This is a genomic window from Pseudomonas sp. KK4, from assembly GCF_001984065.1.
In the GTDB taxonomy this organism is placed as follows: Bacteria; Pseudomonadota; Gammaproteobacteria; order Pseudomonadales; family Pseudomonadaceae; genus Aquipseudomonas.
Window position 1 is genome coordinate 104799 of sequence record NZ_LYVP01000006.1, and the last position, 25071, is coordinate 129869.

The 25071-nt window shown below is 60.9% G+C and carries 23 protein-coding genes and 1 pseudogene; 11 read left to right on the forward strand and 13 right to left on the reverse strand.

The window, feature by feature from the left end:
- Window positions 1-44: 44 nt before the first annotated feature.
- From B0W55_RS04260 to dadA, 5 genes are all read right to left on the reverse strand, one after another.
- A complete protein-coding gene (locus B0W55_RS04260; protein ID WP_077044776.1) occupies window positions 45-1967 on the reverse strand; it encodes an acetyl-CoA hydrolase/transferase C-terminal domain-containing protein in 1923 nt (640 codons plus the stop codon).
- A 278-nt stretch (window positions 1968-2245) separates the two neighbouring features.
- On the reverse strand, window positions 2246-2662 hold the full coding sequence (locus B0W55_RS04265; RefSeq protein ID WP_077044777.1) for a cytochrome c5 family protein: 417 nt from the start codon (window positions 2660-2662) through the stop codon (window positions 2246-2248).
- Window positions 2663-2843: 181 nt separating this feature from the next.
- Complete coding sequence (locus B0W55_RS04270; protein ID WP_008150195.1) at window positions 2844-3392, reverse strand: cupin domain-containing protein; 549 nt, start codon at window positions 3390-3392, stop codon at window positions 2844-2846.
- 128 nt (window positions 3393-3520) lie between these two features.
- Window positions 3521-4594, reverse strand: a complete 1074-nt coding sequence (alr, locus tag B0W55_RS04275) for an alanine racemase (RefSeq protein WP_077044778.1) — start codon at window positions 4592-4594, stop codon at window positions 3521-3523.
- A 120-nt stretch (window positions 4595-4714) separates the two neighbouring features.
- Entirely contained in the window at window positions 4715-6019 is a 1305-nt protein-coding gene (gene dadA, locus B0W55_RS04280) for a D-amino acid dehydrogenase (protein WP_077044779.1), read from the reverse strand.
- A gap of 156 nt (window positions 6020-6175) precedes the next feature.
- On the opposite strand from dadA, the gene B0W55_RS04285 reads away from it, so the two are divergent.
- Window positions 6176-6664 (forward strand): Lrp/AsnC ligand binding domain-containing protein, encoded by a 489-nt coding sequence (locus B0W55_RS04285; protein WP_077044780.1) that lies wholly within the window; start codon window positions 6176-6178, stop codon window positions 6662-6664.
- A 7-nt stretch (window positions 6665-6671) separates the two neighbouring features.
- On the opposite strand, the gene B0W55_RS04290 is transcribed toward B0W55_RS04285, so the two are convergent.
- A complete protein-coding gene (locus B0W55_RS04290; protein ID WP_077044781.1) occupies window positions 6672-7025 on the reverse strand; it encodes a YkgJ family cysteine cluster protein in 354 nt (117 codons plus the stop codon).
- Between the two features lie 147 nt (window positions 7026-7172).
- On the opposite strand from B0W55_RS04290, the gene B0W55_RS04295 reads away from it, so the two are divergent.
- On the forward strand, window positions 7173-8465 hold the full coding sequence (locus B0W55_RS04295; protein ID WP_077044782.1) for an FAD-binding oxidoreductase: 1293 nt from the start codon (window positions 7173-7175) through the stop codon (window positions 8463-8465).
- Window positions 8466-8581: 116 nt separating this feature from the next.
- On the opposite strand, the gene B0W55_RS04300 is transcribed toward B0W55_RS04295, so the two are convergent.
- Window positions 8582-8824, reverse strand: a complete 243-nt coding sequence (locus tag B0W55_RS04300; protein ID WP_077044783.1) for a DUF1127 domain-containing protein — start codon at window positions 8822-8824, stop codon at window positions 8582-8584.
- Between the two features lie 180 nt (window positions 8825-9004).
- On the opposite strand from B0W55_RS04300, the gene B0W55_RS04305 reads away from it, so the two are divergent.
- A complete protein-coding gene (locus tag B0W55_RS04305; protein ID WP_077044784.1) occupies window positions 9005-10438 on the forward strand; it encodes a PLP-dependent aminotransferase family protein in 1434 nt (477 codons plus the stop codon).
- Between the two features lie 60 nt (window positions 10439-10498).
- The gene (locus tag B0W55_RS04310) at window positions 10499-12067 is read left to right on the forward strand and encodes a phospholipase D family protein (RefSeq protein ID WP_077044785.1); all 1569 of its coding nucleotides are present in this window, start codon (window positions 10499-10501) and stop codon (window positions 12065-12067) included.
- 65 nt (window positions 12068-12132) lie between these two features.
- Here B0W55_RS04310 and B0W55_RS04315 read toward each other — a convergent pair whose 3' ends face one another.
- Window positions 12133-13278, reverse strand: coding sequence for an MFS transporter (locus B0W55_RS04315; protein ID WP_077044786.1), 1146 nt, complete (start codon window positions 13276-13278; stop codon window positions 12133-12135).
- Between the two features lie 164 nt (window positions 13279-13442).
- Window positions 13443-14936 carry an aldehyde dehydrogenase gene (locus B0W55_RS04320; protein ID WP_077044787.1) on the reverse strand — a complete coding sequence of 498 codons (1494 nt, stop codon included), beginning with the start codon at window positions 14934-14936 and terminating at the stop codon, window positions 13443-13445.
- 235 nt (window positions 14937-15171) lie between these two features.
- Between B0W55_RS04320 and B0W55_RS04325 the strand changes: the two genes are divergently transcribed.
- The gene (locus tag B0W55_RS04325) at window positions 15172-15534 is read left to right on the forward strand and encodes a cupin domain-containing protein (RefSeq protein WP_077044788.1); all 363 of its coding nucleotides are present in this window, start codon (window positions 15172-15174) and stop codon (window positions 15532-15534) included.
- Window positions 15535-15725: 191 nt separating this feature from the next.
- On the opposite strand, the gene rpmG is transcribed toward B0W55_RS04325, so the two are convergent.
- Window positions 15726-15881 (reverse strand): 50S ribosomal protein L33, encoded by a 156-nt coding sequence (gene rpmG / locus B0W55_RS04330; RefSeq protein WP_003177274.1) that lies wholly within the window; start codon window positions 15879-15881, stop codon window positions 15726-15728.
- A gap of 11 nt (window positions 15882-15892) precedes the next feature.
- Window positions 15893-16126: a 50S ribosomal protein L28 gene (gene rpmB / locus B0W55_RS04335; protein WP_077044789.1), complete on the reverse strand. Its 234-nt coding sequence runs from the start codon at window positions 16124-16126 to the stop codon at window positions 15893-15895.
- Between the two features lie 445 nt (window positions 16127-16571).
- Here rpmB and B0W55_RS04340 point away from each other — a divergent pair, with 445 nt between their 5' ends.
- Entirely contained in the window at window positions 16572-18158 is a 1587-nt protein-coding gene (locus B0W55_RS04340; protein ID WP_077044790.1) for an ABC transporter substrate-binding protein, read from the forward strand.
- A gap of 117 nt (window positions 18159-18275) precedes the next feature.
- On the opposite strand, the gene radC is transcribed toward B0W55_RS04340, so the two are convergent.
- Window positions 18276-18950, reverse strand: a complete 675-nt coding sequence (gene radC / locus B0W55_RS04345) for a DNA repair protein RadC (protein WP_077044791.1) — start codon at window positions 18948-18950, stop codon at window positions 18276-18278.
- A 135-nt stretch (window positions 18951-19085) separates the two neighbouring features.
- Here radC and coaBC point away from each other — a divergent pair, with 135 nt between their 5' ends.
- From coaBC to argB, 4 genes and pseudogenes are all read left to right on the forward strand, one after another.
- Window positions 19086-20294 carry a bifunctional phosphopantothenoylcysteine decarboxylase/phosphopantothenate--cysteine ligase CoaBC gene (gene coaBC / locus B0W55_RS04350; protein WP_077044792.1) on the forward strand — a complete coding sequence of 403 codons (1209 nt, stop codon included), beginning with the start codon at window positions 19086-19088 and terminating at the stop codon, window positions 20292-20294.
- Between the two features lie 5 nt (window positions 20295-20299).
- Entirely contained in the window at window positions 20300-20755 is a 456-nt protein-coding gene (gene dut, locus B0W55_RS04355; protein ID WP_077044793.1) for a dUTP diphosphatase, read from the forward strand.
- A gap of 182 nt (window positions 20756-20937) precedes the next feature.
- Window positions 20938-22314, forward strand: a pseudogene (locus B0W55_RS04360) (phosphomannomutase/phosphoglucomutase); the annotation flags it as partial.
- A 17-nt stretch (window positions 22315-22331) separates the two neighbouring features.
- Window positions 22332-23237, forward strand: coding sequence for an acetylglutamate kinase (gene argB, locus B0W55_RS04365; RefSeq protein ID WP_077044795.1), 906 nt, complete (start codon window positions 22332-22334; stop codon window positions 23235-23237).
- Window positions 23238-23442: 205 nt separating this feature from the next.
- On the opposite strand, the gene pyrE is transcribed toward argB, so the two are convergent.
- Window positions 23443-24087, reverse strand: a complete 645-nt coding sequence (gene pyrE, locus B0W55_RS04370) for an orotate phosphoribosyltransferase (protein ID WP_077044796.1) — start codon at window positions 24085-24087, stop codon at window positions 23443-23445.
- Between the two features lie 82 nt (window positions 24088-24169).
- Between pyrE and B0W55_RS04375 the strand changes: the two genes are divergently transcribed.
- Window positions 24170-24949 (forward strand): exodeoxyribonuclease III, encoded by a 780-nt coding sequence (locus B0W55_RS04375; protein ID WP_008062840.1) that lies wholly within the window; start codon window positions 24170-24172, stop codon window positions 24947-24949.
- The last annotated feature ends 122 nt before the right edge of the window (window positions 24950-25071 follow it).

Consider the following 25071-nt stretch of genomic DNA (forward strand, 5'->3'; position numbering starts at 1 on the left):
TTTTCGCGAGCAAGCCCGCTCCCACATTTGATCTGCGCCAGCCTTTATTGCGTGGTGGCCTTGAGGCCTGTGAGCAGCAGCCGCTGATATAAATCTTCTTTCAGGCCATCCGGCTCGCTCAGCTGCATTCGCTGCAAATGCTCGGGGAAGGTCTCAGGTGATGGCGCATCCAGCGCCGCCTTGCCCAACTCAAGAATCTCGCTCAGCTTGAACTTGCTCTTCAACCAGTTCAGCGCCCGCAACAAATCCTTTTCCACCTCGGTGAAATCACAACCCAGCGGATACTCCGGGAACAAATGCGCATGGTTGGCCTGGATTGCCTGCAAACGCTGCGGGCTGTTGTCGGTGAAACGCGGATCGAGGCGGAAATCCTTGGGGAGTTTGCCGGCCTTCTGCGCCTGCTCGATCAACCCTGTCTGAAAGCGTGAGTCGCTGATATTGAGCAGCGCCTCGATCACTGCCGCGTCGGTCTTGCCACGCAAATCGGCAATGCCGTATTCGGTGACCACGACGTCCCGCAAGTGCCGTGGGATGGTGCAGTGGCCGTACTCCCAGACGATGTTGGAACTGACCTCCCCGCCTGCCTCGCGCCAACTGCGCAATAGCAGAATCGAACGAGCATCGTGCAGCGCATGGCCTTGGGCGACGAAGTTGTATTGGCCACCGACACCGCTGAGCACCCGCCCGTTTTCCAACTGATCGGCCACGCCGGCGCCGAGCAGGGTCATGGTGAATACGGTGTTTATGAAGCGCGCATCGATACGCTGCAAGCGCTTGAGTTCTTCCTGGCCATACAGCTCGTTGATGTAGCTGATGCGGGTCATGTTGAATTCGAGCCGCTTGCTTTGCGGCAACTCGCGCAGGCGCTCGTAGAAGCTGCGCGGCCCGAGGAAGAAACCACCGTGCACCGAGAGGCCATCGTTCTGCGCGGCTTCATCCAACGTGCCGTCATTCGCCTGCTGTTGAGTCTGCACGTCCGGGTACACCTTGCGCCGCACGATACCGGCATCGGCCAGCACCAGCAGGCCGTTGACGAACATTTCGCTGCAACCGTACAAGCCCTTGGCGAAGGGGTCGAGACCGCCTTCCCGATCGATCAGTTGCGCCCACGGGCTGAGGTTCACATCCGCCAGCAGCGCCTTGTAGCCAGCGTTGTCCGCCTGGCGCGCCAGCAAGGCCGCCGTCAGCGCATCGCCCATGGCGCCGATGCCGATCTGCAAGGTACCGCCATCGCGCACCAACGTACTGGCGTGCAGGCCGATGAAATGATCTTGAAAGCCCACTGGCATGTTTGGCGTGGAGAACAGTGTGGTGTTGTCCTTTTCGTCGATCAGCAAATCGAAGGTGTCGATGCCAACCTCGGCATCGCCAGGCATGTAGGGCAGGTCGCTGTGTACCTGGCCGACCATGAGGATCGTCTCCCCGGCTTCCCGGCGCCTGCCGATCATGGGCAGCAGGTCGAGGGTGATGTCCGGGTTGCAACTGAGGCTCAGGCGGTCGGGGTGGTCAGCGTGGCTGGCAACCAGTTGCGCCACCAGGTTCAAACCGGCGGCGTTGATGTCCCGGGCGGCGTGGCTGTAGTTGCTGCTCACGTAATCCTGCTGCGCCGCTTCGCTGTGAAGCAGGCTGCCGGGCTGCATGAAGAATTGCTGAACGTGGATATTGGGAGGCAGGCTGTCGCGCTTGAGTTCAGCCAGGAAATCCAGCTCAGGATAGTCGCCGAAAACCCGCTCGCAGAAGGGCTCGAGGAAACGCTTCTGCAATCCATCGCCCAAGGCAGGGCGCCCCAGGCAAAGCGCGGTGTAGATCGTCAGCCGCCGCTTGGGCAATTGCGCAACCCGCTGATACAACGCATTGACGAAGTGATTGGGTTTGCCCAAACCCAGAGGCAGGCCCATGTGGATATGCGCCGGCAACCGCGCCAACACTTCATCGACCGATTGCTCGATAGAACACAACTGCACCATCCGATTCTCCCTGCCATTCCATGATGTGGGGTTGGACCGAGCTTGCCGGGTCTTTGCTGCATTGAACAGCCTGTCAAAGCATTCGAACCATACACCTCCCCTGTAGGAGCGAGCATGCTCGCGATGGTCGTCAACGATGACGCTGGGCGCCTGACACCCCGCGGCGTCTGTGAGGACATCGCGAGCATGCTCGCTCCTACAGGGGGCGGCGGTGTTATCGAAACGGCGGGCACGAAAAAGCCGCTCGAAAGCGGCTTTTCAGCGCGAAGATACGGGGCTTATTTCAGGCCGGACATCTTCTGGATCGCGCCTTTGAGTTCTTCATCGGAGCAGTCGGCGCAGGTGCCTTTTGGCGGCATCGAGTTGATACCGGTAATGGCTTTGGCCAGGATGCCGTCGAGGCCGCCCTGGTGGTCGGCACGGTCTTTCCAGGCCGCGGCATCACCGATTTTCGGTGCACCCAGCAGGCCGGTGCCGTGGCAAGCGTTGCAATGTTTTGCAATGACTTCGTCAGGGGTCTTGGCACCGCCACCACCGCCGGCAGAAGCGGCCACTTCCATGCCTTTGCACTCTTTACCCTGAACGCAGACCTGGCCGACTGGCTCAAGGCGCTTGGCGATATCGTCGGTGGTCGCAGCTTGAGCGCTGACAGCCCAGAGGGCCAATACGGTTGCTGGTGCGGCCAGCATTTTCATAATTAGGTTCACGCGTTCACCCTCAATGGTGGCTAGTCACGCCTGCGGCCACGGTTCGCAGGCGGGCGCAAGTATAGCGGTTAGCCCGCGACACTGAAACAACCCCAAAGTCAGAGGGGTCTTGTTGCGCAACGGAAAAACAGCTCGGTGCCTCGGCCACACTGGCAGGGCGCCTCTCTCTTTAAAAATTCGCGGGTGTAGCTGCGCTGATTAGTCGCGCCGGCGCATCGAACGGATTACGGAAACGATGCGGCTTGGTACTTTCAAAGTAGTAGCTATCGCCAGCTTCGAGCACAAAAGTTTCAAGCCCGACCACCAACTCCAGACGTCCTTCGAGCAGGATCCCGGTTTCTTCGCCTTCGTGGGTGAGCATCTCGTCACCGGTGTCGGCGCCTGGCGGGTAAATTTCGTTGAGGAATGCGATAGCCCGGCTCGGGTGAGCCCGGCCGACCAGTTTCATGGTCACTGCGCCATCGGAAATGTCGATCAGCTCGTTGGCCTTGTAGACGATCTGGGTCGGTTTTTCCTGCAGGATTTCTTCGGAAAAGAACTCGACCATGGACATGGGAATCCCGCCCAGCACTTTCCTCAGCGAACTGATCGAGGGGCTGACACTGTTCTTTTCGATCATCGAAATGGTGCTGTTGGTGACGCCCGCGCGTTTGGCGAGCTCACGCTGGGAAAGACCTTTGAGCTTACGGATCGATTGCAGTCGTTCACCGACGTCCAAAGCTTGCGCCTCCAAGGATTCAGGTTGTTGGAATATTGATCGTTATCATGGCGACAGCGTTCAGTATTTACAACACTTGGACCTGAATCCTGGTCAGCAAGGCGACTTTCGGTCCGGGGTGCCTGGCGTCAGGCCCCGGAATAGAGCATTGGCACGCGACGCAGGTTGCAGAATATCTGGTAAGGAATGGTACCGGCCGCGATGGCCACATCGCTGGCAAGGATGTTTTTGCCCCACAACTCGACGGTCGAACCCAGACCGGCCTGCGGGATATCGGTCAGGTCCACGCACAGCATGTCCATCGACACCCGGCCGATCAGTTGGCTGCGTTGCCCGGCCACCAGCACCGGCGTGCCGGTCGGTGCCAGGCGCGGATAGCCATCGGCGTACCCCATGGCCACCACGCCAACGCGCATCGGTTTGGGGGTGATGAATTTGGCGCCGTAACCGATCGGCTCGCCGGCCGGCAGTTCACGCACGCTGATCACTTTCGATTCCAGGGTCATCACCGGTTGCAGGCGCGAGGCCACGGCATTGGCTTCTTCGAAGGGCGTAGCGCCGTAGAGCATGATGCCGGGACGGACCCAATCGCTCGGGATCTGCGGCCAGCCCAGCACCGCCGGCGAATTGCGCAGGCTGACCTCGGCGGACAAGCCCTGACGCGCCGCCTCGAACACCGCGACCTGCTCGGCACTGGCCTGGCTGTGCAATTCATCGGCACGGGCGAAGTGGCTCATCAGCACGATTTTTGCGACGTTACCGCTGGCCAGCAGCCGCTGGTAGCCCGCCTGGTAATCCTTCGGATGCAGGCCGACCCGGTGCATGCCCGAATCGAGCTTGAGCCAGACCGTGATCGGTTGGCTCAGCGCCGCTCTCTCAATGGCTTCCAGCTGCCACAGCGAATGCACCACGCACCAGAAATCATGCTCGACGATCAGCGACAGCTCATCGGCTTCGAAAAAGCCCTCCAGCAGCAACACCGGTGCGCGTATGCCGGCGGCGCGCAGTTCCAAGGCTTCTTCAATGCAGGCCACGGCAAAGCCATCCGCTTCAGCCTCGAGCGCCTGGGCGCAACGCACCGCGCCATGCCCATAGGCATCGGCCTTGATCACGGCGAGGGCACGGGCACCGGTGACTTCACGGGCGACTTGGTAGTTGTGACGCAGGGCTTGAAGGTCGATCAGGGCACGGGCAGGGCGCATGGCGGCAGACTTCTGGTCGGTCGTTTGGAAGAAAAACCGGCGCTGGCTGACGGCGTGAACCGCCAATAGCGCCGGGAGAGGGATCTGTAGCTAAGCGACTATGGCCGAACACTCATGCCGTCATTGGTGAGCGGGGGCTGGACTGACATGTTTTGCGGACTCCTGACGCTTGTTGCCGTAACGGGAAATATCCAGGCCTTCGGCGCTGATCTGCGGCTTTCTCTTGGCCATCAGGTCCGCCAGCAGACGACCCGAACCACAGGCCATGGTCCAGCCGAGCGTGCCGTGACCGGTGTTCAGGAACAGGTTCTTGAACGGCGTGGCACCCACAATCGGCGTGCCATCGGGCGTGGTCGGACGCAGGCCGGTCCAGAAACTGGCCTCGGCCAGATTGCCGCCCTGAGGATAAAGGTCGTTGACGATCATCTCCAGGGTTTCGCGCCGGCGCGGGTTGAGCGACAGGTCAAAACCGGCGATCTCCGCCATGCCGCCGACGCGGATGCGGTTGTCGAAACGGGTGATCGCGACCTTGTAGGTCTCGTCGAGAATGGTCGAGGTCGGGGCCATTGCCGGGTTGGTGATCGGCACGGTCATCGAGTAACCCTTGAGCGGATACACCGGCGCCTTGATGCCCAGCGGCTTGAGCAATTGCGGTGAGTAGCTGCCCAGCGCCAGGACGTAGCGGTCAGCGGTTTCCAGCTTGCCGTCGATCCACACGCCGTTGATGCGATCACCGGCGAAGTCCAGGCGCTGAATGTCCTGACCGAAACGGAATTGCACGCCCAGTTGCGCGGCCATTTCTGCGAGCTTGGTGGTGAACATCTGGCAGTCGCCAGTCTGGTCGTTCGGCAGGCGCAGGGCACCGGAGAGGATATCGGTGACGCTGGCCAGGGCCGGCTCGACGCGGGCAATGCCTTCGCGGTCGAGCAGTTCGAATGGCACGCCGGATTCTTTCAGCACGGCGATGTCTTTCGCGGCGCCGTCGAGCTGAGCCTGGGTGCGGAACAGTTGAGTAGTACCGAGGCTACGGCCTTCGTAGGCAATGCCGGTTTCCGCGCGCAGTTCGTCGAGGCAGTCACGGCTGTACTCGGACAGGCGCACCATGCGCTCCTTGTTCACCGCGTAACGGCTGGCGGTGCAGTTGCGCAGCATCTGCGCCATCCACAGGTACTGGTCGATGTCGCCCGTGGCCTTGATGGCCAGCGGTGCGTGGCGCTGCAACAGCCACTTGATGGCTTTGAGCGGCACGCCCGGTGCAGCCCACGGCGAGGCGTAGCCCGGCGACACTTGGCCCGCGTTGGCGAAACTGGTCTCCATGGCAGCAGCTGGCTGCCGGTCGACCACCACCACTTCAAACCCGGCACGGGCCAGATAATAAGCACTGGTGGTACCGATGACGCCGCTACCCAAGACCATGACGCGCATTTTCATTCCCTCATCGCGGCGAACCGCTGACGTTTGTTGTTCAGAGCTTCAGATGTGCGCAGTGTAAAAAAGAATGACCAGTGATTTTCACTATATAAGCGCCTATATTTGGCGACAATTCTCGGCAAAAACCCTTTTTACGGAGGCGCATCCCCTATGCGAACCAACACTCAAACCAAACGTGAGCTGGACAAGATCGACCGCGCCATCTTGCGGATCCTGCAAGCGGACGGGCGCATCTCATTCACGGAGCTTGGGGAAAAGGTCGGGTTGTCGACCACGCCCTGCACCGAGCGGGTCCGGCGCCTGGAGCGCGAAGGAATCATCATGGGCTACAACGCACGGCTCAACCCGCAACACCTCAAGGGTAGCCTGCTGGTGTTCGTCGAGATCAGCCTGGACTACAAGTCCGGCGATACTTTCGAAGAGTTCCGACGCGCGGTACTGAAATTGCCCCATGTGCTGGAGTGCCATCTGGTGTCAGGGGATTTCGACTACCTGGTGAAGGCGCGGATTTCGGAGATGGCTTCGTATCGCAAGCTGTTGGGGGACATCCTGCTCAAGCTGCCCCATGTGCGCGAATCCAAGAGTTACATCGTGATGGAAGAAGTGAAGGAGAGCTTGAGCCTGCCGATTCCGGATTGACGGTCTTTTAAACCAGCACCTGCCGATTCGCGGCCATGTACTCGAAAATCTGCTTTTCGACCCGCGGGTGAATCAGCTCCACCGGCCCGCGCCCGTTGGGGCACGGCAGCGTTTTGGTGGTGCCGAACAACCGACAGATCAGCGGCCGCTCGTCATACACCGTGCAGCCACCGGGCCCCAGGTGCACACAGCTGTACTCGTCCATCGCCGCCTCCTGCTCGGCCCGGGTCTTGCGCGGCAGGCGCGACATTTCTTCGGGTGACGTGGTGACCGGGCCACAGCAGTCGTGGCAGCCGGGCACACACTCGAACGAGGGGATCTGCTGACGCAATGTGCGGATTTTCTGACTGTTGCAGCTCATCGAGGGGCTGGCCGGTATCGGAATAGAGCGCAATTGTGCGGTAAAAGCCGTGATCCAGACAGCGGCAACCGACCAATGTTGCCCGTGCGCGAAGGTGGGGCTTATGCTCCGTCAAATTTTCCAGACACAACCATCAGGACGATGCGCATGAACGCCAGTGCCCAGCACGCTGCCTCCTATTACGCCGCCAGCAGCCTGCTGCAGCCGGACTACCCGGCGCTCATCGGCGATCTGGTGGCCGATGTGTGCGTGGTCGGCGGCGGGTTCTCGGGGCTGAACACGGCGCTGGAACTGGCCGAACGCGGGCTCAGCGTGGTGCTGCTGGAGGCCCGGAAAATCGGCTGGGGCGCCAGCGGACGCAATGGCGGGCAATTGATTCGCGGCGTCGGCCACGGCCTGGATCAGTTCACCAACGTGATCGGCGCCGACGGTGTGCGCCAGATGAAACTCATGGGCCTGGAAGCCGTGGAAATCGTCCGGCGACGCGTCGAGCGTTTTCAAATCGAATGCGACCTGACCTGGGGTTACTGCGACCTGGCCAACAAGCCCCGCGACCTCGAAGGCTTTGCCCAAGACGCCGAAGAACTGCGCAGCCTCGGCTACCGCTACGAAACCCGCCTGTTGCAACCCCACGAAATGCGCACCGTGGTCGGGTCCGATCGTTATGTGGGTGGCTTGATCGACATGGGTTCCGGGCATTTGCATCCGCTGAACCTGGCGTTGGGCGAAGCGGCCGCCGCACAGCAATTGGGCGTGAAGTTGTTCGAGCAGTCGGCGGTCACCCGCATCGATTACGGTCCCGAGGTCAAGGTGCACACCGCGCAAGGCGTGGTTCGCGCCAAGACCCTGGTACTGGGCTGCAACGCCTACCTCAATGGCCTCAACCCCGAACTGAGCGGCAAAGTGCTGCCCGCCGGCAGCTACATCATCGCCACCGAACCCTTGAGCGAAGAGCTGGCGCACTCATTGTTGCCGCAGAACATGGCGGTCTGTGATCAACGGGTGGCGCTGGACTACTACCGGCTTTCGGCCGACCGCCGCTTGCTGTTCGGTGGCGCCTGCCATTACTCGGGCCGTGATCCGAAAGACATCGCGGCCTACATGCGACCGAAGATGCTGGAGGTTTTCCCGAAACTGGGCGATGTGAAGATCGATTACCAGTGGGGCGGGATGATCGGCATCGGCGCCAATCGCCTGCCGCAGATCGGCCGGCTCAAGGACCAGCCGAACGTGTATTACGCCCAGGCGTATTCCGGGCACGGGGTCAACGCCACTCACCTGGCGGGACAGTTGCTGGCCGAAGCCATCAGCGGGCAGCACAGTGGTGGGTTCGATCTGTTTGCGAAGGTGCCGCACATGACCTTCCCCGGCGGCAGGCATTTGCGCTCGCCGTTGCTGGCGCTGGGGATGTTGTGGCATCGCTTCAGGGAGTTGGCCTGAAAGATTTCCTTCGCCTGTGATGCCGCCATCGCGGGCAAGCCTCGCTCCTACACGACATAAAACCCTGTAGGAGCGAGGCTTGTCCGCGAAGAGGCCCGAAATGACACTGCAAGCACTCAAATCCGCCAAAAAGGCTTAAGCCCCTCTTCCAACGCCTGTTCCCGGGTCAGTCCAATGTCTTTGAGCTGATCCGTCGTCAGGGCGAGCAACGCCTTGCGCGTGTGCAGGCGTTGCCAGAACAGGTCCCAGCGATTCAGGTGGGACGGTGCATTGCGCATCACATTTCGCGCACTGTCCTGTTGCCCGGTCACCAGTTCCTGACTGTGTAACGTCAGCCGCACATCGCTCAAACCGTTCATTTTGATCGCTCCTGTTTACTTGGGTAGCCAGAGATTCCATGATGCGTAAACGGGAAAAAGCATTACAGATCCAACTCATCTGTATTATTTCCATACAGATTTGCCAATTCGGCCTCTGAATCCTGAATTCCTGGCGCATCTGTACTGGTCAACCGACCCACCTCCATCGGGAACTGCACCATGACCCTCTACGTCAACCTCGCCGAATTGCTCGGCACGCGTATTGAACAGGGCTTCTATCGCCCGGGTGACCGGCTGCCGTCAGTGCGGGCGTTGAGCGTGGAACATGGCGTCAGCCTGAGCACGGTGCAGCAGGCCTACCGGGTGCTGGAGGACAGCGGCCTGGCCACGCCCAAACCCAAGTCCGGGTACTTCGTGCCGGTCGGTCGCGAGCTGCCGGAGCTGCCGGCGGTGGGCCGTCCGGCGCAGCGGCCTGTGGATATCTCGCAGTGGGATCAGGTACTGGAGCTGATTCGCGCGGTACCGCGCAAGGATGTGGTACAGCTGGGTCGCGGCATGCCGGACATCACCACCCCGACCCTCAAGCCCTTGCTGCGGGGCCTGGCGCAACTCAGCCGCCGCCAGGACATGCCCGGCCTGTACTACGACAACATCCACGGGCACCTCGAACTGCGTGAACAGATCGCCCGCCTGATGCTCGATTCCGGATGCCAGTTGGGCCCAGGCGATCTGGTGGTGACCACCGGCTGCCACGAGGCACTGTCCACCAGCATCCGCGCGATCTGCGAGCCAGGGGATATCGTGGCCGTGGATTCGCCCAGTTTTCATGGCGCCATGCAGACTCTCAAGGGGCTGGGCATGAAGGCCCTGGAAATCCCCACCGACCCGCTCACCGGCATCAGTATCGATGCCCTGGAACTGGCGCTGGAGCAGTGGCCGATCAAGGCCATACAGTTGACCCCCAACTGCAACAACCCACTGGGCTACATCATGCCGGAGTCGCGCAAGCGCGCGTTGTTGACGCTCGCCCAGCGTTTCGACGTGGCCATCATCGAGGACGATGTGTATGGCGAACTCTCCTACACCTACCCGCGCCCGCGCACGATCAAATCCTTCGATGAAGATGGCCGCGTTCTGCTCTGCAGTTCCTTTTCCAAGACCCTGGCCCCCGGCCTGCGCATCGGCTGGGTCGCGCCCGGTCGTTATCTGGAGCGGGTGCTGCACATGAAATACATCAGCACCGGCTCCACCGCGCCGCAGCCGCAGATCGCCATCGCCGAATTCATCAAGAGCGGTCACTTCGAACCGCATTTGCGGCGTATGCGCACACAATACCAGCGTAATCGAGACATGATGATCGATTGGGTCACCCGCTACTTCCCCGCCGGCACCCGCGCCAGCCGACCGCAAGGCAGCTTCATGCTGTGGGTAGAACTGCCGGAAGGCTTCGATACCCTGAAACTGAATCGTGAGCTGCATGACCAGGGCGTACAGATTGCCGTCGGCAGTATCTTTTCCGCCTCGGGCAAGTACCGCAATTGCCTGCGCATGAACTACGCTGCCAAACCAACAGCACAGATTGAAGAAGCGGTGCGCAAGGTCGGCACCGCCGCGATCGAACTGCTGGCGCAAACCAACGGACTGACCGACTGACTTTTCTGCGGATACCAGCGTCCATATGCCAACCCCTGCCGCCAATCGGAACGTTCCTACGTGAGAGTCAGACAGCCCCTGCTTGCTCTGGTGTTATTAGCTTCGTTACTCGGCGGCTGCGCCAGTCTGGATGTACCGCGCGAACCGAGCCAGTCACTGCCGGCCAGCGCTTCGGCCTTTGGGCGATCGGTCCAGGCCCAGGCAGCTCCCCACGAAGGACAATCAGGATTTCGCCTGCTGCCGGACAGCACAGAAGCCTTCACCGCACGCGCCGAACTGATCCGCAACGCACAGAGTAGCCTCGACCTGCAGTACTACATCGTCCATGACGGCATCAGCACGCGCATGCTGGTGGAAGAACTGCTCAAGGCGGCCGACCGCGGCGTGCGCATTCGCATCCTGCTCGACGACACCACCAGTGATGGCCTGGACCACACGATCGCCACCCTGGCAGCACACCCGCAGATCCAGATTCGCGTGTTCAACCCACTGCATCTGGGACGCAGCACCGGTGTCACGCGCACCCTGGGTCGCCTGTTCAATCTCTCGCAGCAACACCGGCGCATGCATAACAAGCTGTGGCTGGCCGACAACAGCATGGCCATCGTCGGCGGGCGCAATCTGGGGGATGAATATTTCGATGCCGAGCCGAATCTGAATTTCACCGACATCGATATTCTGGGCGTCGGCCCGGTCGCCGAACAACTGGGGCACAGTTTCGACCAGTACTGGAACAGCGCCTTGAGCAAACCGATCGATGCGTTCGTTTCCAGCAAGCCGACCGCCCAGGACCTGGCCAATAGCCGCACCCGTCTGGAAGCGTCACTGGAGGAGTATCGCCGACAGAACCACGCGCTCTATCAACAACTGATGAAGTTCGCCACCGACCCGCGCCTGGATATCTGGCGCAAGGAACTGATATGGGCCTGGAACCAGGCGTTGTGGGATGCGCCGAGCAAGGTGCTGGCCAAGGACGAACCCGATCCGCAACTGCTGCTGACCACGCAACTGGCGCCGGAACTCAAAGGGGTCAGCAAAGAACTGATCATGGTGTCGGCCTACTTCGTGCCGGGCCAGCCAGGGCTGGTGTTTCTGACCGGGCGCGCCGATGCCGGCGTGTCGGTGCGGCTGCTGACCAACGCGCTGGAAGCCACGGACGTACCGGCAGTGCATGGCGGCTACGCGCCGTATCGCAAGGCGCTGCTGGAGCACGGCGTGCAACTGTTCGAGTTGCGTCGCCAGCCCGGCGATGAAGGCGGCAGTGGACCTCGCCTGTTTTCCAGCAAGTCCTACGGTGGTTCCGATTCCAGTCTGCACAGCAAGGCGATCGTCTTCGATCAGAAGAAGGCCTTTATCGGGTCGTTCAATTTCGACCCGCGTTCGGTGCTGTGGAACACCGAAGTCGGGGTGCTGGTGGACAGTCCCGAACTCGCGGCGCGCGTGCGTGAACTGGCGCTGCAGGGCATGGCGCCGCCGCTGAGTTATCAGGTGAATCTGGAAGAAGGCCAGGTGGTCTGGGTGACTGAAGACGACGGCAAGATGCACACACTGACTCGAGAGCCGGGAAGTTGGTGGCGGCGCTTCAATGCCTGGTTGAGCAATACAGTCGGCCTTGAGCGGATGTTGTAACCGGGATCGACAACGCCTGCGGTGGCGAGGGAGCTTGCGCCCTCGCCACAGGCTCAGCGCAAGGCTCACGCCGGTTCGGCAACCGCACCAAACGCCCCCTGACGCGACACCAGAATCACCAGCCCAAACGCCCCCGCCGCCATCAGCAACGGCAACGCATGCCCGCTGATCCATTGGCTGCCGGCACCGGCGATCAACGGACCCAGCAGGCAACCGATGCCCCACAGTTGCGCGATATGCGCATTGGCGCGAACCAGCGCATCGTCGCGATAGCGCTCGCCGATCAGGATCAACGACAGGGTAAACAACCCGCCGGCACTCGCTCCGAACAGCACCCACAACGGCCAGATCAACAGGGTCTCGATCAGCAGCGGGATGGCCAGGCTCGACACCAGCAGCACCACTGCGCAGCCTGTGAACAGGGCGCGTCGAGACACGCGATCGGCCAGTGCGCCGATCGGCAATTGCAGCAGGGCATCCCCCACCACTACGGTACTGACCATCGCCAGGGCGATTTCCGTGGTGAAACCCTGACGCAGGCAATACACCGGCAACAGCGTCAGGATCATCGCTTCGAACGCGGCGAACAGCGACACCGCCCAGGCAATCGCCGGCAAGCCACGGCAGAAGGTGAACAAATCACCGAAGGTCACGCTGCAGGCTTCACTGCCAGGCGCCCCGCTGCGGCCCAGCAACAGCAGCGGTGCCGCCACCAGCAAACCGACGCCGACCCAGAAGCCGTAGTCATGCTCGGTACCCAGCACCCCCAGCAGAATCGGCCCCGCCAGCTGACTCAAGGCGTAACTGCTGCCATACAACGCCACCAGCCGGCCGCGCCACTGCTCGACCACCAGTTGATTGATCCAGCTCTCGCCGAGGATGAACACCAGCGTCAGGATCACACCGATCATCAGGCGCAGCCCCAGCCATACCGGATAGCTTGGCAAAAGCGCCAGCAAACCGATGGACACGGCACCGCCCCACAGGCACAGGCGCATCAGGTTGGCCGTACCCAGGCGCGCCGCCAGGTGACTGGATACCTTGGCGCCCAGCAGCACGCCAATGGCCGGCATGGCCGCCATCACACCGATGGCGAACGAGCCGTAGCCCCAGCTTTCCAGGCGAAACGACACCAGCGGCATGCTGACGCCCAGGGCCAGGCCAACACTCAAGACAGACGCCAACACGGCGAAATACGTCGCCCAACGCATGTTCCACGCTCCTGTGGATATTATTTTCAGGGTCACACAAAACAAATGTGGGAGCGGGCTTGCTCGCGAAGCGGCCATCACACCCAACATCATCGTTGGCTGTTACGGCGCCTTCGCGGGCAAGCCCGCTCCCACAGGGGATCTACGTCGTTACAAAAACCGACTTACAACTTGATCCAGGTCGCCTTCAATTCGGTGTACTTGTCAAACGCGTGCAGCGACTTGTCGCGGCCGTTGCCGGACTGCTTGAAGCCACCGAACGGTGCGGTCATGTCGCCGCCGTCGTACTGGTTGACCCAGACGCTACCGGCACGCAATGCCCGGGCGGTCAGGTGAGCCTTGGAGATGTCGGCGGTCCACACCGCCGCCGCCAGGCCGTATGGTGTGTCGTTGGCGATCGCGACGGCTTCTTCGGCCGTGTCGAAGGTGATGACCGACAGCACTGGTCCGAAGATTTCTTCCTGGGCGATTTTCATCGCGTTGCTCACACCGTCGAAAATCGTCGGCTCAACGTAGGTACCACCGGATTCCTGAAGGGTGCGCTTGCCACCGGCCACCAGTTTTGCGCCATCGGCGTGACCGGATTCGATGTAGGACAGCACGGTGTTCATCTGCTGGGTATCGACCAGGGCACCGACGTTGGTGGCCGGGTCCAGCGGGTTGCCCGGCTTCCAGGTTTTCAGCGCCTCGATCACCAGCGGCAGGAATTTGTCCTTGATGGAGCGCTCCACCAGCAGGCGCGAGCCGGCGGTGCACACTTCGCCCTGGTTGAAGGCGATGGCGCCGGCTGCCGCTTCTGCCGCTTCCTGCAGGTTCGGTGCATCGGCGAAGACGATGTTCGGACTCTTGCCGCCAGCTTCGAGCCAGACGCGCTTCATGTTCGATTCGCCGGAGTAAATCAGCAGTTGCTTGGCGATCTTGGTCGAACCGGTGAACACCAGAGTGTCGACGTCGTTGTGCAGGGCCAGGGCCTTGCCGACGGTGTGACCGTAACCTGGGAGCACGTTGAGCACGCCTTTCGGAATACCTGCTTCAACAGCCAGCGCGGCAATGCGAATAGCCGTCAGCGGCGATTTTTCCGAAGGCTTGAGGATCACCGAGTTACCGGTGGACAGCGCCGGGCCGAGCTTCCAGCAGGCCATCATCAGCGGGAAGTTCCACGGCACGATGGCGCCAACCACGCCCACTGGCTCGCGGGTGACCAGACCCAGTTGATCGTGCGGGGTGGCGGCGACTTCGTCGTAGATCTTGTCGATGGCTTCGCCGCTCCAGCTCAGGGCTTGCGCCGCGCCGGGCACGTCGATGTACAGGGAGTCGCTGATCGGCTTGCCCATGTCCAGGGTTTCCAGCAGGGCCAGTTCTTCGGCGTGCTGTTTGAGCAGGCCGGCGAAGCGGATCATGGTGGCTTTGCGCTTGGTCGGCGCCAGGCGCGACCAGACGCCGGAATTGAAGGTGGCGCGAGCATTTTCCACAGCGCGCTGGGCGTCGGCGGCGTCACAGCTGGCAATCTTGCCCAGCAGACGGCCATCGACCGGGCTGATGCACTCGAACGTCTCGCCGGAGACCGCATCGGTGTACTCGCCATTGAGGTAAGCGCGGCCTTCGATCTTCAGATCGCGAGCCTTTTGTTCCCAGTCGGCACGAGTCAGGGTGGTCATACGAGTGTCCTCCTCTTATTGAATACGACACCCGCGGTGTTCGCGGGCGCTGTCAGGAATTCTGCCCGGCCAACCTGTCTTTGGGCTCAGGGCAACCGCCACCCTAAACCAGCGGCAGGTGAAGTTTCAATATATTTGACATAACCCCGGCAAACGGCCTTGCGATGTTCATTTTAATAAACATAGACTTTGCGCCTATCAACCACTCGCGTCGCATTCACGGGGGAATACAACAATGAGCATCCAGAACATCGTCGACTTCAGCCAGGCCACCACCGCCGCCGAACGTTATCGCCCGGACCCGGCCAGGGTGCTCAAGGGCGACCCCGAGCAAGTGGTCTACAACCACTACAACAGCCCTTGCGGCCAGTTGAACGCCGGGGTGTGGGAAGGCGCGGTCGGGCATTGGACGGTGAACTTCACCGAGCACGAATACTGCGAAATCGTGCAGGGGGTTTCCGTGCTGCGCGACATCGATGGCAATGCCAAGACTGTACGTGCCGGTGATCGCTTTGTGATCCCTGCGGGCTTTCGTGGCACTTGGGAAGTGCTGGAGTATTGCCGCAAGATCTATGTGGCGTTTGAGCAGAAGGCCTGAGGATTTGCGCTGGTTGGGCTGACGCTTTCGCGAGCAAGCCCGCTCCCACATTCGATCTGTGTCGTTCACAAATCCAGTGTGGGAGCGGGCTTGCTCGCGAAGGGGCCCTTAAAGGCAACACACAAAATCCAGGCAACAAAAAAGGCCCGTATCTCGCGATACGGGCCTTTTTCGTAAGAGGGAAAAATCAATTACTTGATTTTGCCTTCCTTGTAGATCACGTGCTTGCGAACAACCGGATCATATTTCTTGATCTCGATTTTGTCCGGGGTAGTACGCTTGTTCTTGTCGGTAGTGTAGAAGTGACCAGTACCGGCGCTCGAAATCAAACGAATCAATTCACGCATGATTAGCTCCCTTAGATCTTGCCGGCTTTGCGGATGTCGGCCAGCACGGCAGTGATGCCACGCTTGTCGATGATACGCATGCCTTTGGCAGATACGCGCAGACGCACGAAACGTTTCTCTTCTTCAACCCAGAAGCGGTGATGCTGCAGGTTCGGCAGGAAACGACGACGGGTTTTGTTGTTTGCGTGGGAAATGTTATTCCCAGTCACCGGACCCTTACCGGTAACTTGACAGACTCTAGACATGCCTCAGCCCTCTAAAACCACATGCCCAACCCGGCATGGGTTGGCCGCTTAATCTCTCAGTCATTTGGCGCCAGGCGCCGCGTTTCTTTAAGGGTCTTACCGGCTACACCTACAGTGAAGGAACCGGGCCCCTAGAAAAGAGCGCTGCTTTATACCAGAAAGACTGGAGAGCAACAACATTCGCTGTGCTGCGAGTTGATAAAAACCCGATTTTTCACGCTTCAGGCGCTTTGGATAAAGGCTGTCGTCGATTGCGACCGCTCGTCGCAGAGAATCCGCGCGATGCCCCATCCCGGGCTTTTTCCACCCGATCTCAGCAAAAACAGTCGTCTATAGTCCACTCAAAATGAAAAAGGGGATAGTCATTTGCAAAGGAGCCCACTAGGGTAAGCCTTTTCCAGACTGCACTTGCAGATGGGCCTTCGATCTGTAAAGGAATCCGACCATGCGCCTCGCTGCCCTACCGCTGTTGCTCGCCCCTCTTCTGCTGACCCCCCTGGCCCAGGCGGCCGCGCTTAGCGTCTGCACCGAGGCCAGCCCGGAAGGGTTCGACGTGGTGCAATACAATACGCTGACCACCACCAACGCCTCGGCCGATGTGCTGATGAACCGTCTGGTGGACTTCGACACGGCCAGCGGCAAGGTGGTCGCCAGCCTCGCCGACAGCTGGGAGGTCAGCCCGGACGGCTTGACCTATGTGTTCAAGCTGCGCCCGCAGGTGAAATTCCACCGCACCGAGTACTTCAGCCCCAATCGGGACCTGACCGCCGAAGACGTGAAATTCAGCTTCGACCGCATGCTCGATCCGGCCAACCCTTGGCACAAGGTCGCGCAGAGCGGCTTCCCCCATTCGCAATCGATGCAATTGCCGGCACTGATCAAGAAAATCGACGCCCTTGACCCGCTGACCGTGCGCTTCACTCTCGACCACGCCGACTCGACCTTCCTCGCGACGCTCAGCATGGGTTTCGCTTCGATCTACTCGGCCGAGTATGCCGACAAGCTGATGAAAGCCGGGACCCCGGAGAAACTCAACAGCCAGCCGATCGGCACCGGGCCGTTCGTGTTCACGCGCTTCCAGAAGGACGCATCGGTTCGCTACAAGGCCAATGCGGATTATTTCGGCGGCAAGCCTTCGGTCGATCCACTGATCTTCGCCATCACGCCGGACGCCAACGTGCGCCTGCAGAAGCTACGTCGTAACGAATGCCAGATTGCCCTGTCGCCCAAGCCGCTGGACGTACAGGCCGCGCTGAAAGAGCCGACCCTGAAAGTGGAAAAGACTGACGCGTTCATGACCGCGTTCGTCGCCATCAACAGCCAGCATCCGCCGCTGGACAAGCCCGAAGTGCGCCAGGCGATCAACCTGGCCTTCGACAAGGCCAACTACGTCAAAGCGGTGTTCGAAGACACCGCCGAGCCCGCCAACGGCCCTTACCCGCCAAACACCTGGAGCTACGCGAAAAACCTGCCGGGCTATCCCCACGACATCGCGAAAGCCAAGGCACTGATGGCCAAGGCCGGGCTCAAGGACGGTTTCCAGACCACCATTTGGACGCGCCCGTCCGGCAGCCTGCTGAACCCTAACCCGAGCCTTGGCGCGCAACTGTTGCAGTCGGACCTGGCGGAAATCGGCATTCAGGCCGAGATCCGCGTAATTGAATGGGGCGAACTGATTCGCCGTGCCAAGGCCGGTGAACACGACTTGCTGTTCATGGGCTGGGCCGGCGACAACGGTGACCCGGACAACTTCCTCACACCGCAGTTTTCCTGCGCCGCAGTCCAGTCCGGGACCAACTTCGCCCGCTACTGCAACGCGGATCTGGACAAGCTGATCAGCGCCGGCAAGACCACCGGCGAACAAGGCGTGCGCACCAAGCTTTATGAGCAGGCGCAGGCGCAGATCCAGCAGCAGGCACTGTGGCTGCCCCTGGCCCACCCGACTGCATTCGCCCTGACGACCAAGACTGTCGAGGGATACGCGGTCAGCCCCTTTGGCCGGCAGGACTACGCCAAGGTCAACCTCAAATAACCCACCTCGACACCAAACCTGTGGGAGCGGGCTTGCTCTCGAAGAGGGCGTGTCAGACGGCATCGATGTCGCCTGACACGCCGCTTTCGCGAGCAAGCCCGCTCCCACAAAGGTCACCTACATCCAGCCGTACTCTGCCATCGACAGCGGATCCCCATCGCCAATGATGAAATGGTCCAGTACCCGCACATCAATCAGGCCCAACGCTTCTTGCAGGCGCTTGGTCAGCACCCGATCTGCCTGGCTCGGATCGGTATTGCCCGAAGGGTGGTTGTGACAGAGGATCAGGGCCGCCGCGTTGTTGGCCAGCGCGCGCTTGACCACCTCTCGCGGATGAACACTGGTGTTGTCGATCGAGCCGCGAAACAGCGTCTCGAACGTCAGCACCTGATGCTTGGAGTCGAGAAACAGGCAACCGAAGACCTCCTGAGCCTCATGACGCAGCATCGATTTGAGGTAATCACGCACCACATGGGGGTTTTCCAGCGCCGACTTTTGCCGAGCCCGTTCGGCCAAATGGCGCCTGCTCATTTCCTGGGCCGCTTGCAACTGGGCGAATTTTGCCGGCCCGAGCCCCAAATGCCTGCTGAACGTCACCAGATCGGCTTCAAGCAGCGAACGCAGACTGCCGAACTGATTCAACAGATACCGCGCCAGATCCACCGCGCTTTTGCCCGGCACCCCGGTTCGTAGAAAAATCGCCAGCAATTCGGCGTCCGAAAGGCTTCCCGAGCCTTGCTCCAGCAGTCTCTCCCGCGGTCGCTCCGCCGCCGGCCAATCACGAATACTCATAGCACCTCCCTGTCTGTGGGCGCCGCTGTTCCATAGCGGTCGCTGTGATATCGTAGCCCATCTTTTTTGCGGGCGAATTCACCCTGGGGAGGGGGTTTCGCTACGTTTGTCACCAACGAATTGAAAGGCAGGCCTATGCAGCGGCTGTATCGGAAACGCATTGTTCTGGGCGTCGGCGGCGGCATTGCCGCCTACAAGAGCGCCGACCTGGTCCGCCGTCTGATGGATCAGGGCGCCGAAGTGCGCGTGGTCATGACCCGTGGCGGTGCCGAATTCATCACCCCGCTGACCATGCAGGCCCTGTCCGGGCATCCTGTGCACCTGGACTTGCTGGACCCGGCGGCCGAAGCCGCCATGGGCCACATCGAGCTGGCCAAATGGGCCGATCTGGTATTGATCGCACCGGCCACCGCCGACCTGATCGCACGGCTGTCCCAAGGCATTGCCGACGACTTGCTGACCACCCTGGTGCTGGCCACCGACGCGGTGGTCGCCGTAGCCCCGGCGATGAACCAGGCCATGTGGCGCGACCCGGCCACCCAGGCCAACCTGCAAACCCTTGAAAGCCGCGACATCAAGGTCTTCGGCCCCGCCTCCGGCAGCCAGGCCTGCGGTGACGTGGGCCTGGGTCGCATGCTCGAAGCCACCGATCTGGCGCAACTGGCCGCCGACTGCTTCAAGCGCCAGGCGCTGACCGGCAAACACGTGCTGATCACCGCCGGCCCGACCCAGGAAAACATCGACCCGGTGCGCTATATCACCAACCACAGTTCCGGAAAAATGGGCTTTGCCCTGGCTGAAGCCGCGGTGGAAGCGGGCGCCCGTGTGACCTTGATCACCGGCCCAGTGCATTTGCCGACCCCGGATCGTGTCACGCGTATCGACGTGGTCAGCGCCCGTGACATGCTCGCCGCCTGCGAAGCCGCGATCCCCTGCGACCTGTTCATCGCTTCGGCAGCGGTTGCGGATTACCGCCCGGAAGTCGTCGCACCACAGAAACTCAAGAAAGATCCTACGAACGGCGACGGCCTGTTGCTGCAAATGGTGCGCAATCCGGACATCCTGGCCAGTATCGCCACCCGTCCCGACCGTCCGTTCAGTGTCGGTTTCGCCGCCGAAACCGAACACCTGCTCGATTACGCTGCCCGCAAGCTGAAAGACAAGAATCTCGATTTGATCGTCGCCAACGACGTTGCCAACCCGAGCATCGGCTTCAACAGCGAAGAAAACGCCTGCAGCGTCATCGATCGCCAGCTTCATGCCACACTTTTCGCCCAGACCAGCAAGAGCAAGATTGCTCGCCAGCTGATCTCTTTCATCGCTGAACGACTGAACCAGGTTTAATTTACATGCACGCTTTGCAAGCCAAGATCCTCGACCCACGCATCGGTACCGAATTCCCGCTGCCGCAGTACGCCACCCCAGGCTCCGCCGGCCTCGACCTGCGCGCCATGCTTGAACAGGACATTGTGATCAAGCCGGGCCAGACCGTGCTGATCCCGACCGGCCTGTCGGTGTACATCGGTGACCCGAATCTCGCCGCGCTGATCCTTCCGCGCTCTGGCCTGGGCCATAAGCATGGCATTGTGCTGGGTAACCTGGTCGGCCTGATCGACTCCGATTACCAGGGGCCGCTGATGGTCTCCTGCTGGAACCGTGGCCAGACCGATTTCACCATGACCGTCGGCGAACGCCTGGCGCAACTGGTGCTGGTGCCAGTGGTTCAGGCCCATTTCGAGATGGTTGAAGAGTTCGTCGAAACCCAGCGCGGCACCGGCGGTTTCGGTCACTCGGGCACGAAATAAACCTCGCTCCTGTCGGGGTCGTGCATTGCCACACATGGCGTCATGGCCCTTTCACACCACGAACTCTCTGCGAAAAACGCCGTCATACCTTTCAGTTTGAGCCTGCCGGCGAGTGATTCTCCGGCATGTCCAGCCACTTTCAAGATGGAGCATTTCTGCAGATGAGCACCCCCGCCCGTGTCGCCCCCAAGTTCCCCGACAGTATTTTCCGCGCCTATGACATTCGCGGCACCGTCCCGGAATTTCTGAATGCCGAGACCGCTTATTGGCTCGGTCGCGCCATCGGTGCCCAAAGTCTCGCCCAGGATGAACCGAATGTGTCGGTCGGCCGTGACGGTCGTCTTTCCGGCCCGGAACTGGTGGAGCAATTGATCCAGGGCCTGGCCGACAGCGGCTGCCACGTCAGCGATGTCGGCCTGGTACCCACGCCCGCGCTGTACTACGCCGCCAACATCCTGGCCGGCAAATCCGGCGTGATGCTGACCGGCAGCCACAATCCGTCGAACTACAACGGCTTCAAGATCGTCATCGCTGGCGATACCTTGGCCAACGAACAGATCCAGGCCCTGCACGATCGCCTCAAGAACAACGACCTGAGCAGCGGCAAGGGCAGCATCACCAAGGTCGAGATCCTCGACCGCTACACCACCGAAATCGTCCAGGACATCAAACTGGCGCGACGCCTGAAAGTCGTGGTCGATTGCGGCAACGGCGCGGCCGGCGTCATTGCTCCGCAACTGATCGAAGCGCTGAACTGCGAAGTCATCCCGCTGTTCTGCGAAGTCGACGGCAACTTCCCCAACCATCACCCGGACCCGGGCAAGCCGGAAAACCTTGTCGACCTGATCGCCAAGGTCAAGGAAACCAACGCCGACCTCGGCCTGGCCTTCGACGGCGATGGCGACCGCGTCGGCGTGGTGACCAACACCGGGAGCATCGTCTACCCGGATCGCCTGCTGATGCTGTTCGCCCGCGACGTGGTAGCGCGCAACCCGGGCGCGGAGATCATCTTCGACGTCAAATGCACCCGTCGCCTGACGCCGTTGATCAAGGAATACGGCGGCCGGTCGCTAATGTGGAAGACCGGTCACTCGTTGATCAAAAAGAAAATGAAACAATCCGGCGCCCTGCTGGCCGGCGAAATGAGCGGGCACATCTTCTTCAAGGAGCGCTGGTTCGGTTTCGACGACGGCATTTACAGCGCCGCGCGCTTGCTGGAGATCCTGAGCAAGGAGAAATCGTCCGCCGAGGAGCTCTTCGCGACCTTCCCGAACGATATTTCTACGCCGGAAATCAATATCCATGTGACCGAAGAGAGCAAATTCAGCATCATTGATGCATTGCACGACGCGCAGTGGGGCGCAGGCGCCGACCTGACCACCATTGACGGCGTGCGAGTCGACTATGCCAAAGGCTGGGGCCTGGTTCGCGCCTCCAACACCACGCCGGTGCTGGTACTGCGCTTCGAGGCCGATGACGAGGCTGAATTGCAGCGCATCAAGGACGTCTTCCGCGTCCAGTTGAAGCGTGTTGCACCTGATCTCCAACTACCGTTCTGATTCACCCGGAGCCCTGAATGACCCTCGAACGCGATGCCGCTGCCAATACCGCCAAGGTCCTGTCCGAAGCGCTGCCTTACATTCGCCGCTATGTCGGCAAGACGCTGGTGATCAAATACGGCGGCAACGCGATGGAAAGCGAGGAGCTGAAAACCGGCTTCGCCCGCGACATCGTGCTGATGAAAGCCGTGGGCATCAACCCGGTGGTGGTTCACGGTGGCGGCCCGCAAATCGGTGACCTGCTCAAGCGCCTGTCGATCGAGAGCCACTTTGTCGACGGCATGCGCGTCACCGACGCGGCGACCATGGACGTGGTGGAGATGGTCCTGGGCGGCCAGGTCAACAAGGACATCGTCAACCTGATCAACCGTCACGGCGGCAGCGCCATCGGCCTGACCGGTAAAGACGCCGAGCTGATTCGCGCCAAGAAGCTCACCGTCACCCGCCAGACGCCCGAGATGACCACCCCGGAAATCATCGACATCGGTCACGTGGGCGAAGTGGTCGGCATCAACACCGACCTGTTGAACCTGCTGGTCAAAGGCGATTTCATTCCGGTCATCGCGCCAATCGGTGTCGGCGCCAACGGTGAGTCGTACAACATCAACGCTGACCTGGTGGCCGGCAAGGTCGCTGAAGCGCTGAAAGCCGAGAAGCTGATGCTGCTCACCAATATCGCCGGCCTGATGGACAAGTCGGGCAAGGTTCTGACCGGCCTGAGCACCCAGCAGGTCGACGAACTGATCGCCGACGGCACCATCTACGGCGGCATGCTGCCCAAGATTCGTTGCGCGCTGGAAGCGGTACAGGGCGGCGTGGGCAGCTCGCTGATCATCGACGGTCGCGTACCGAATGCGATCCTGCTGGAGATCTTCACCGACACCGGCGTGGGCACGCTGATCAGCAATCGCAAGCGTCACTAAGCGATAGCCCGTAAACAAAAGACCCCGCTCAGCCTGGCTGAGCGGGGTCTTTTTTTGCCTGCGATTCCAGCTGGAACTGCTTTTTGTGGCGAGGGAGCTTGCTCCCGCTGGGCTGCGCAGCGGCCCCAGAGGTTTTGTGAGCGCTGCGCACTCAAGCGCGAGCAAGCTCCCTCGCCACAAAAGCCCGTACCACGAAGAACCGGGGTCAGACGCCGAATTGGGCGCGGTACGCTTCCACGGCAGGCAGGTGTTGCTTGAGCTGTGGATCATCAGCCAGGAACTCGAGGACCTGGTTCAACGAAACGATGCTGATCACCGGAATGCCGAAATCGCGCTCCACTTCCTGGATCGCCGACAACTCACCGTTGCCACGCTCCTGGCGGTTGAGGGCGATCAGCACACCAGCGGCCTTGGCGCCGTCCTGGGAAGCGATGATCTGCATCACTTCGCGAATGGCGGTGCCGGCGGTGATCACGTCGTCGATGATCAGCACATTGCCGGTCAGCGGTGCGCCCACCAGGCTGCCGCCTTCGCCGTGGGCCTTGGCTTCCTTGCGGTTGAAGCACCAAGGCAGGTCACGGTTGTGATGCTCGGCCAGTGCCACGGCGGTAGTCGCCGCCAGCGGGATACCTTTGTAGGCCGGGCCGAACAGCACATCGAAGGGAATGCCGCTTTCGGCAATGGCTGCGGCGTAGAAACGCCCCAGTTGCGCCAGGGCCGAGCCCGAGTTGAAGAGGCCCGCATTGAAGAAGTAAGGACTGGTGCGCCCGGACTTCAGGGTGAACTCACCGAAGCGCAAAACGCCGCGATCGATGGCAAAACGAATGAAATCGCGCTGATACGCTTGCATGAAAAAAACCCCAAATACCACGGATTTAGCTAATTAGCTTGACGCCGTGTATCATACACGCACGCGATTTTTGGGGCCATTTATGCGGATCATCAGTGTGAACGTCAATGGTATTCAGGCTGCAGTCGAGCGGGGTTTGCTCAGTTGGCTGCAGGCACAGAATGCCGACGTCATCTGCCTGCAGGACACCCGTGCCTCCGCCTTTGAACTGGACGATCCAGCCTTCCAACTGGATGGATACTTCCTTTATGCCTGCGACGCCGAAGTCCCCGCCCAAGGTGGCGTGGCTTTGTACTCGCGGTTGCAACCGAAGGCTGTCATCAGCGGTCTCGGTTTCGAGACGGCCGACCGCTACGGGCGCTACCTGCAAGCCGATTTCGACAAAGTCAGTATTGCAACCTTGTTGCTTCCGTCGGGTATGAACGGCGATGAGGACTTGAACCAGAAGTTCAAGCTCATGGACGACTTCGCCAAGTACCTGGACAAGCAACGGCGCAAACGCCGCGAGTACATTTATTGTGGCTCGCTGTACGTGGCGCAACAGAAACTGGACATCAAAAACTGGCGCGACAGCCAGCAATCTCCGGGCTTCCTGGCACCTGAACGGGCCTGGATGGACGAGATTGTCGGCAACATGGGTTATGTGGATGCCCTGCGCGAAGTCAGCCGTGAAGGCGACCAGTACAGCTGGTGGCCCGACAACGAACAGGCCGAAATGCTCAACCTGGGCTGGCGCTTCGACTACCAGATCCTGACCCCGGGCCTGCGCCGCTTCGTACGCAGTGCACGCCTGCCTCGTCAGCCACGGTTCTCGCAGCACGCGCCGCTGATCGTGGATTACGACTGGACGCTGACCATCTGATCGTCATTTCGCAAATACAGAAAAGCCGACATCGCTGTCGGCTTTTTTGTGGGCGTTGATTCCCAATGTGGGAGCGGGCTTGCTCGCGAAGGCGTCGTTTCAGTCAATACACGTGTCGCCTG

What these genes read in the sequence shown, in the direction of transcription:
- B0W55_RS04325 (WP_077044788.1), top strand. Translation starts at nt 15,172, where the DNA reads ATGAGCATCCAGAACATCGTCGACTTCAGCCAGGCCACCACCGCCGCC.
- B0W55_RS04305 (WP_077044784.1), top strand. Translation starts at nt 9,005, where the DNA reads ATGACCCTCTACGTCAACCTCGCCGAATTGCTCGGCACGCGTATTGAA.
- dut (WP_077044793.1), top strand. Translation starts at nt 20,300, where the DNA reads ATGCACGCTTTGCAAGCCAAGATCCTCGACCCACGCATCGGTACCGAA.
- B0W55_RS04265 (WP_077044777.1), bottom strand. Translation starts at nt 2,662, where the DNA reads ATGAAAATGCTGGCCGCACCAGCAACCGTATTGGCCCTCTGGGCTGTC.
- argB (WP_077044795.1), top strand. Translation starts at nt 22,332, where the DNA reads ATGACCCTCGAACGCGATGCCGCTGCCAATACCGCCAAGGTCCTGTCC.
- B0W55_RS04315 (WP_077044786.1), bottom strand. Translation starts at nt 13,278, where the DNA reads ATGCGTTGGGCGACGTATTTCGCCGTGTTGGCGTCTGTCTTGAGTGTT.
- B0W55_RS04290 (WP_077044781.1), bottom strand. Translation starts at nt 7,025, where the DNA reads ATGAGCTGCAACAGTCAGAAAATCCGCACATTGCGTCAGCAGATCCCC.
- B0W55_RS04260 (WP_077044776.1), bottom strand. Translation starts at nt 1,967, where the DNA reads ATGGTGCAGTTGTGTTCTATCGAGCAATCGGTCGATGAAGTGTTGGCG.
- B0W55_RS04295 (WP_077044782.1), top strand. Translation starts at nt 7,173, where the DNA reads ATGAACGCCAGTGCCCAGCACGCTGCCTCCTATTACGCCGCCAGCAGC.
- B0W55_RS04375 (WP_008062840.1), top strand. Translation starts at nt 24,170, where the DNA reads ATGCGGATCATCAGTGTGAACGTCAATGGTATTCAGGCTGCAGTCGAG.
- alr (WP_077044778.1), bottom strand. Translation starts at nt 4,594, where the DNA reads ATGCGCCCTGCCCGTGCCCTGATCGACCTTCAAGCCCTGCGTCACAAC.
- rpmG (WP_003177274.1), bottom strand. Translation starts at nt 15,881, where the DNA reads ATGCGTGAATTGATTCGTTTGATTTCGAGCGCCGGTACTGGTCACTTC.
- dadA (WP_077044779.1), bottom strand. Translation starts at nt 6,019, where the DNA reads ATGCGCGTCATGGTCTTGGGTAGCGGCGTCATCGGTACCACCAGTGCT.
- radC (WP_077044791.1), bottom strand. Translation starts at nt 18,950, where the DNA reads ATGAGTATTCGTGATTGGCCGGCGGCGGAGCGACCGCGGGAGAGACTG.
- rpmB (WP_077044789.1), bottom strand. Translation starts at nt 16,126, where the DNA reads ATGTCTAGAGTCTGTCAAGTTACCGGTAAGGGTCCGGTGACTGGGAAT.
- pyrE (WP_077044796.1), bottom strand. Translation starts at nt 24,087, where the DNA reads ATGCAAGCGTATCAGCGCGATTTCATTCGTTTTGCCATCGATCGCGGC.
- B0W55_RS04320 (WP_077044787.1), bottom strand. Translation starts at nt 14,936, where the DNA reads ATGACCACCCTGACTCGTGCCGACTGGGAACAAAAGGCTCGCGATCTG.
- B0W55_RS04340 (WP_077044790.1), top strand. Translation starts at nt 16,572, where the DNA reads ATGCGCCTCGCTGCCCTACCGCTGTTGCTCGCCCCTCTTCTGCTGACC.
- coaBC (WP_077044792.1), top strand. Translation starts at nt 19,086, where the DNA reads ATGCAGCGGCTGTATCGGAAACGCATTGTTCTGGGCGTCGGCGGCGGC.
- B0W55_RS04300 (WP_077044783.1), bottom strand. Translation starts at nt 8,824, where the DNA reads ATGAACGGTTTGAGCGATGTGCGGCTGACGTTACACAGTCAGGAACTG.
- B0W55_RS04285 (WP_077044780.1), top strand. Translation starts at nt 6,176, where the DNA reads ATGCGAACCAACACTCAAACCAAACGTGAGCTGGACAAGATCGACCGC.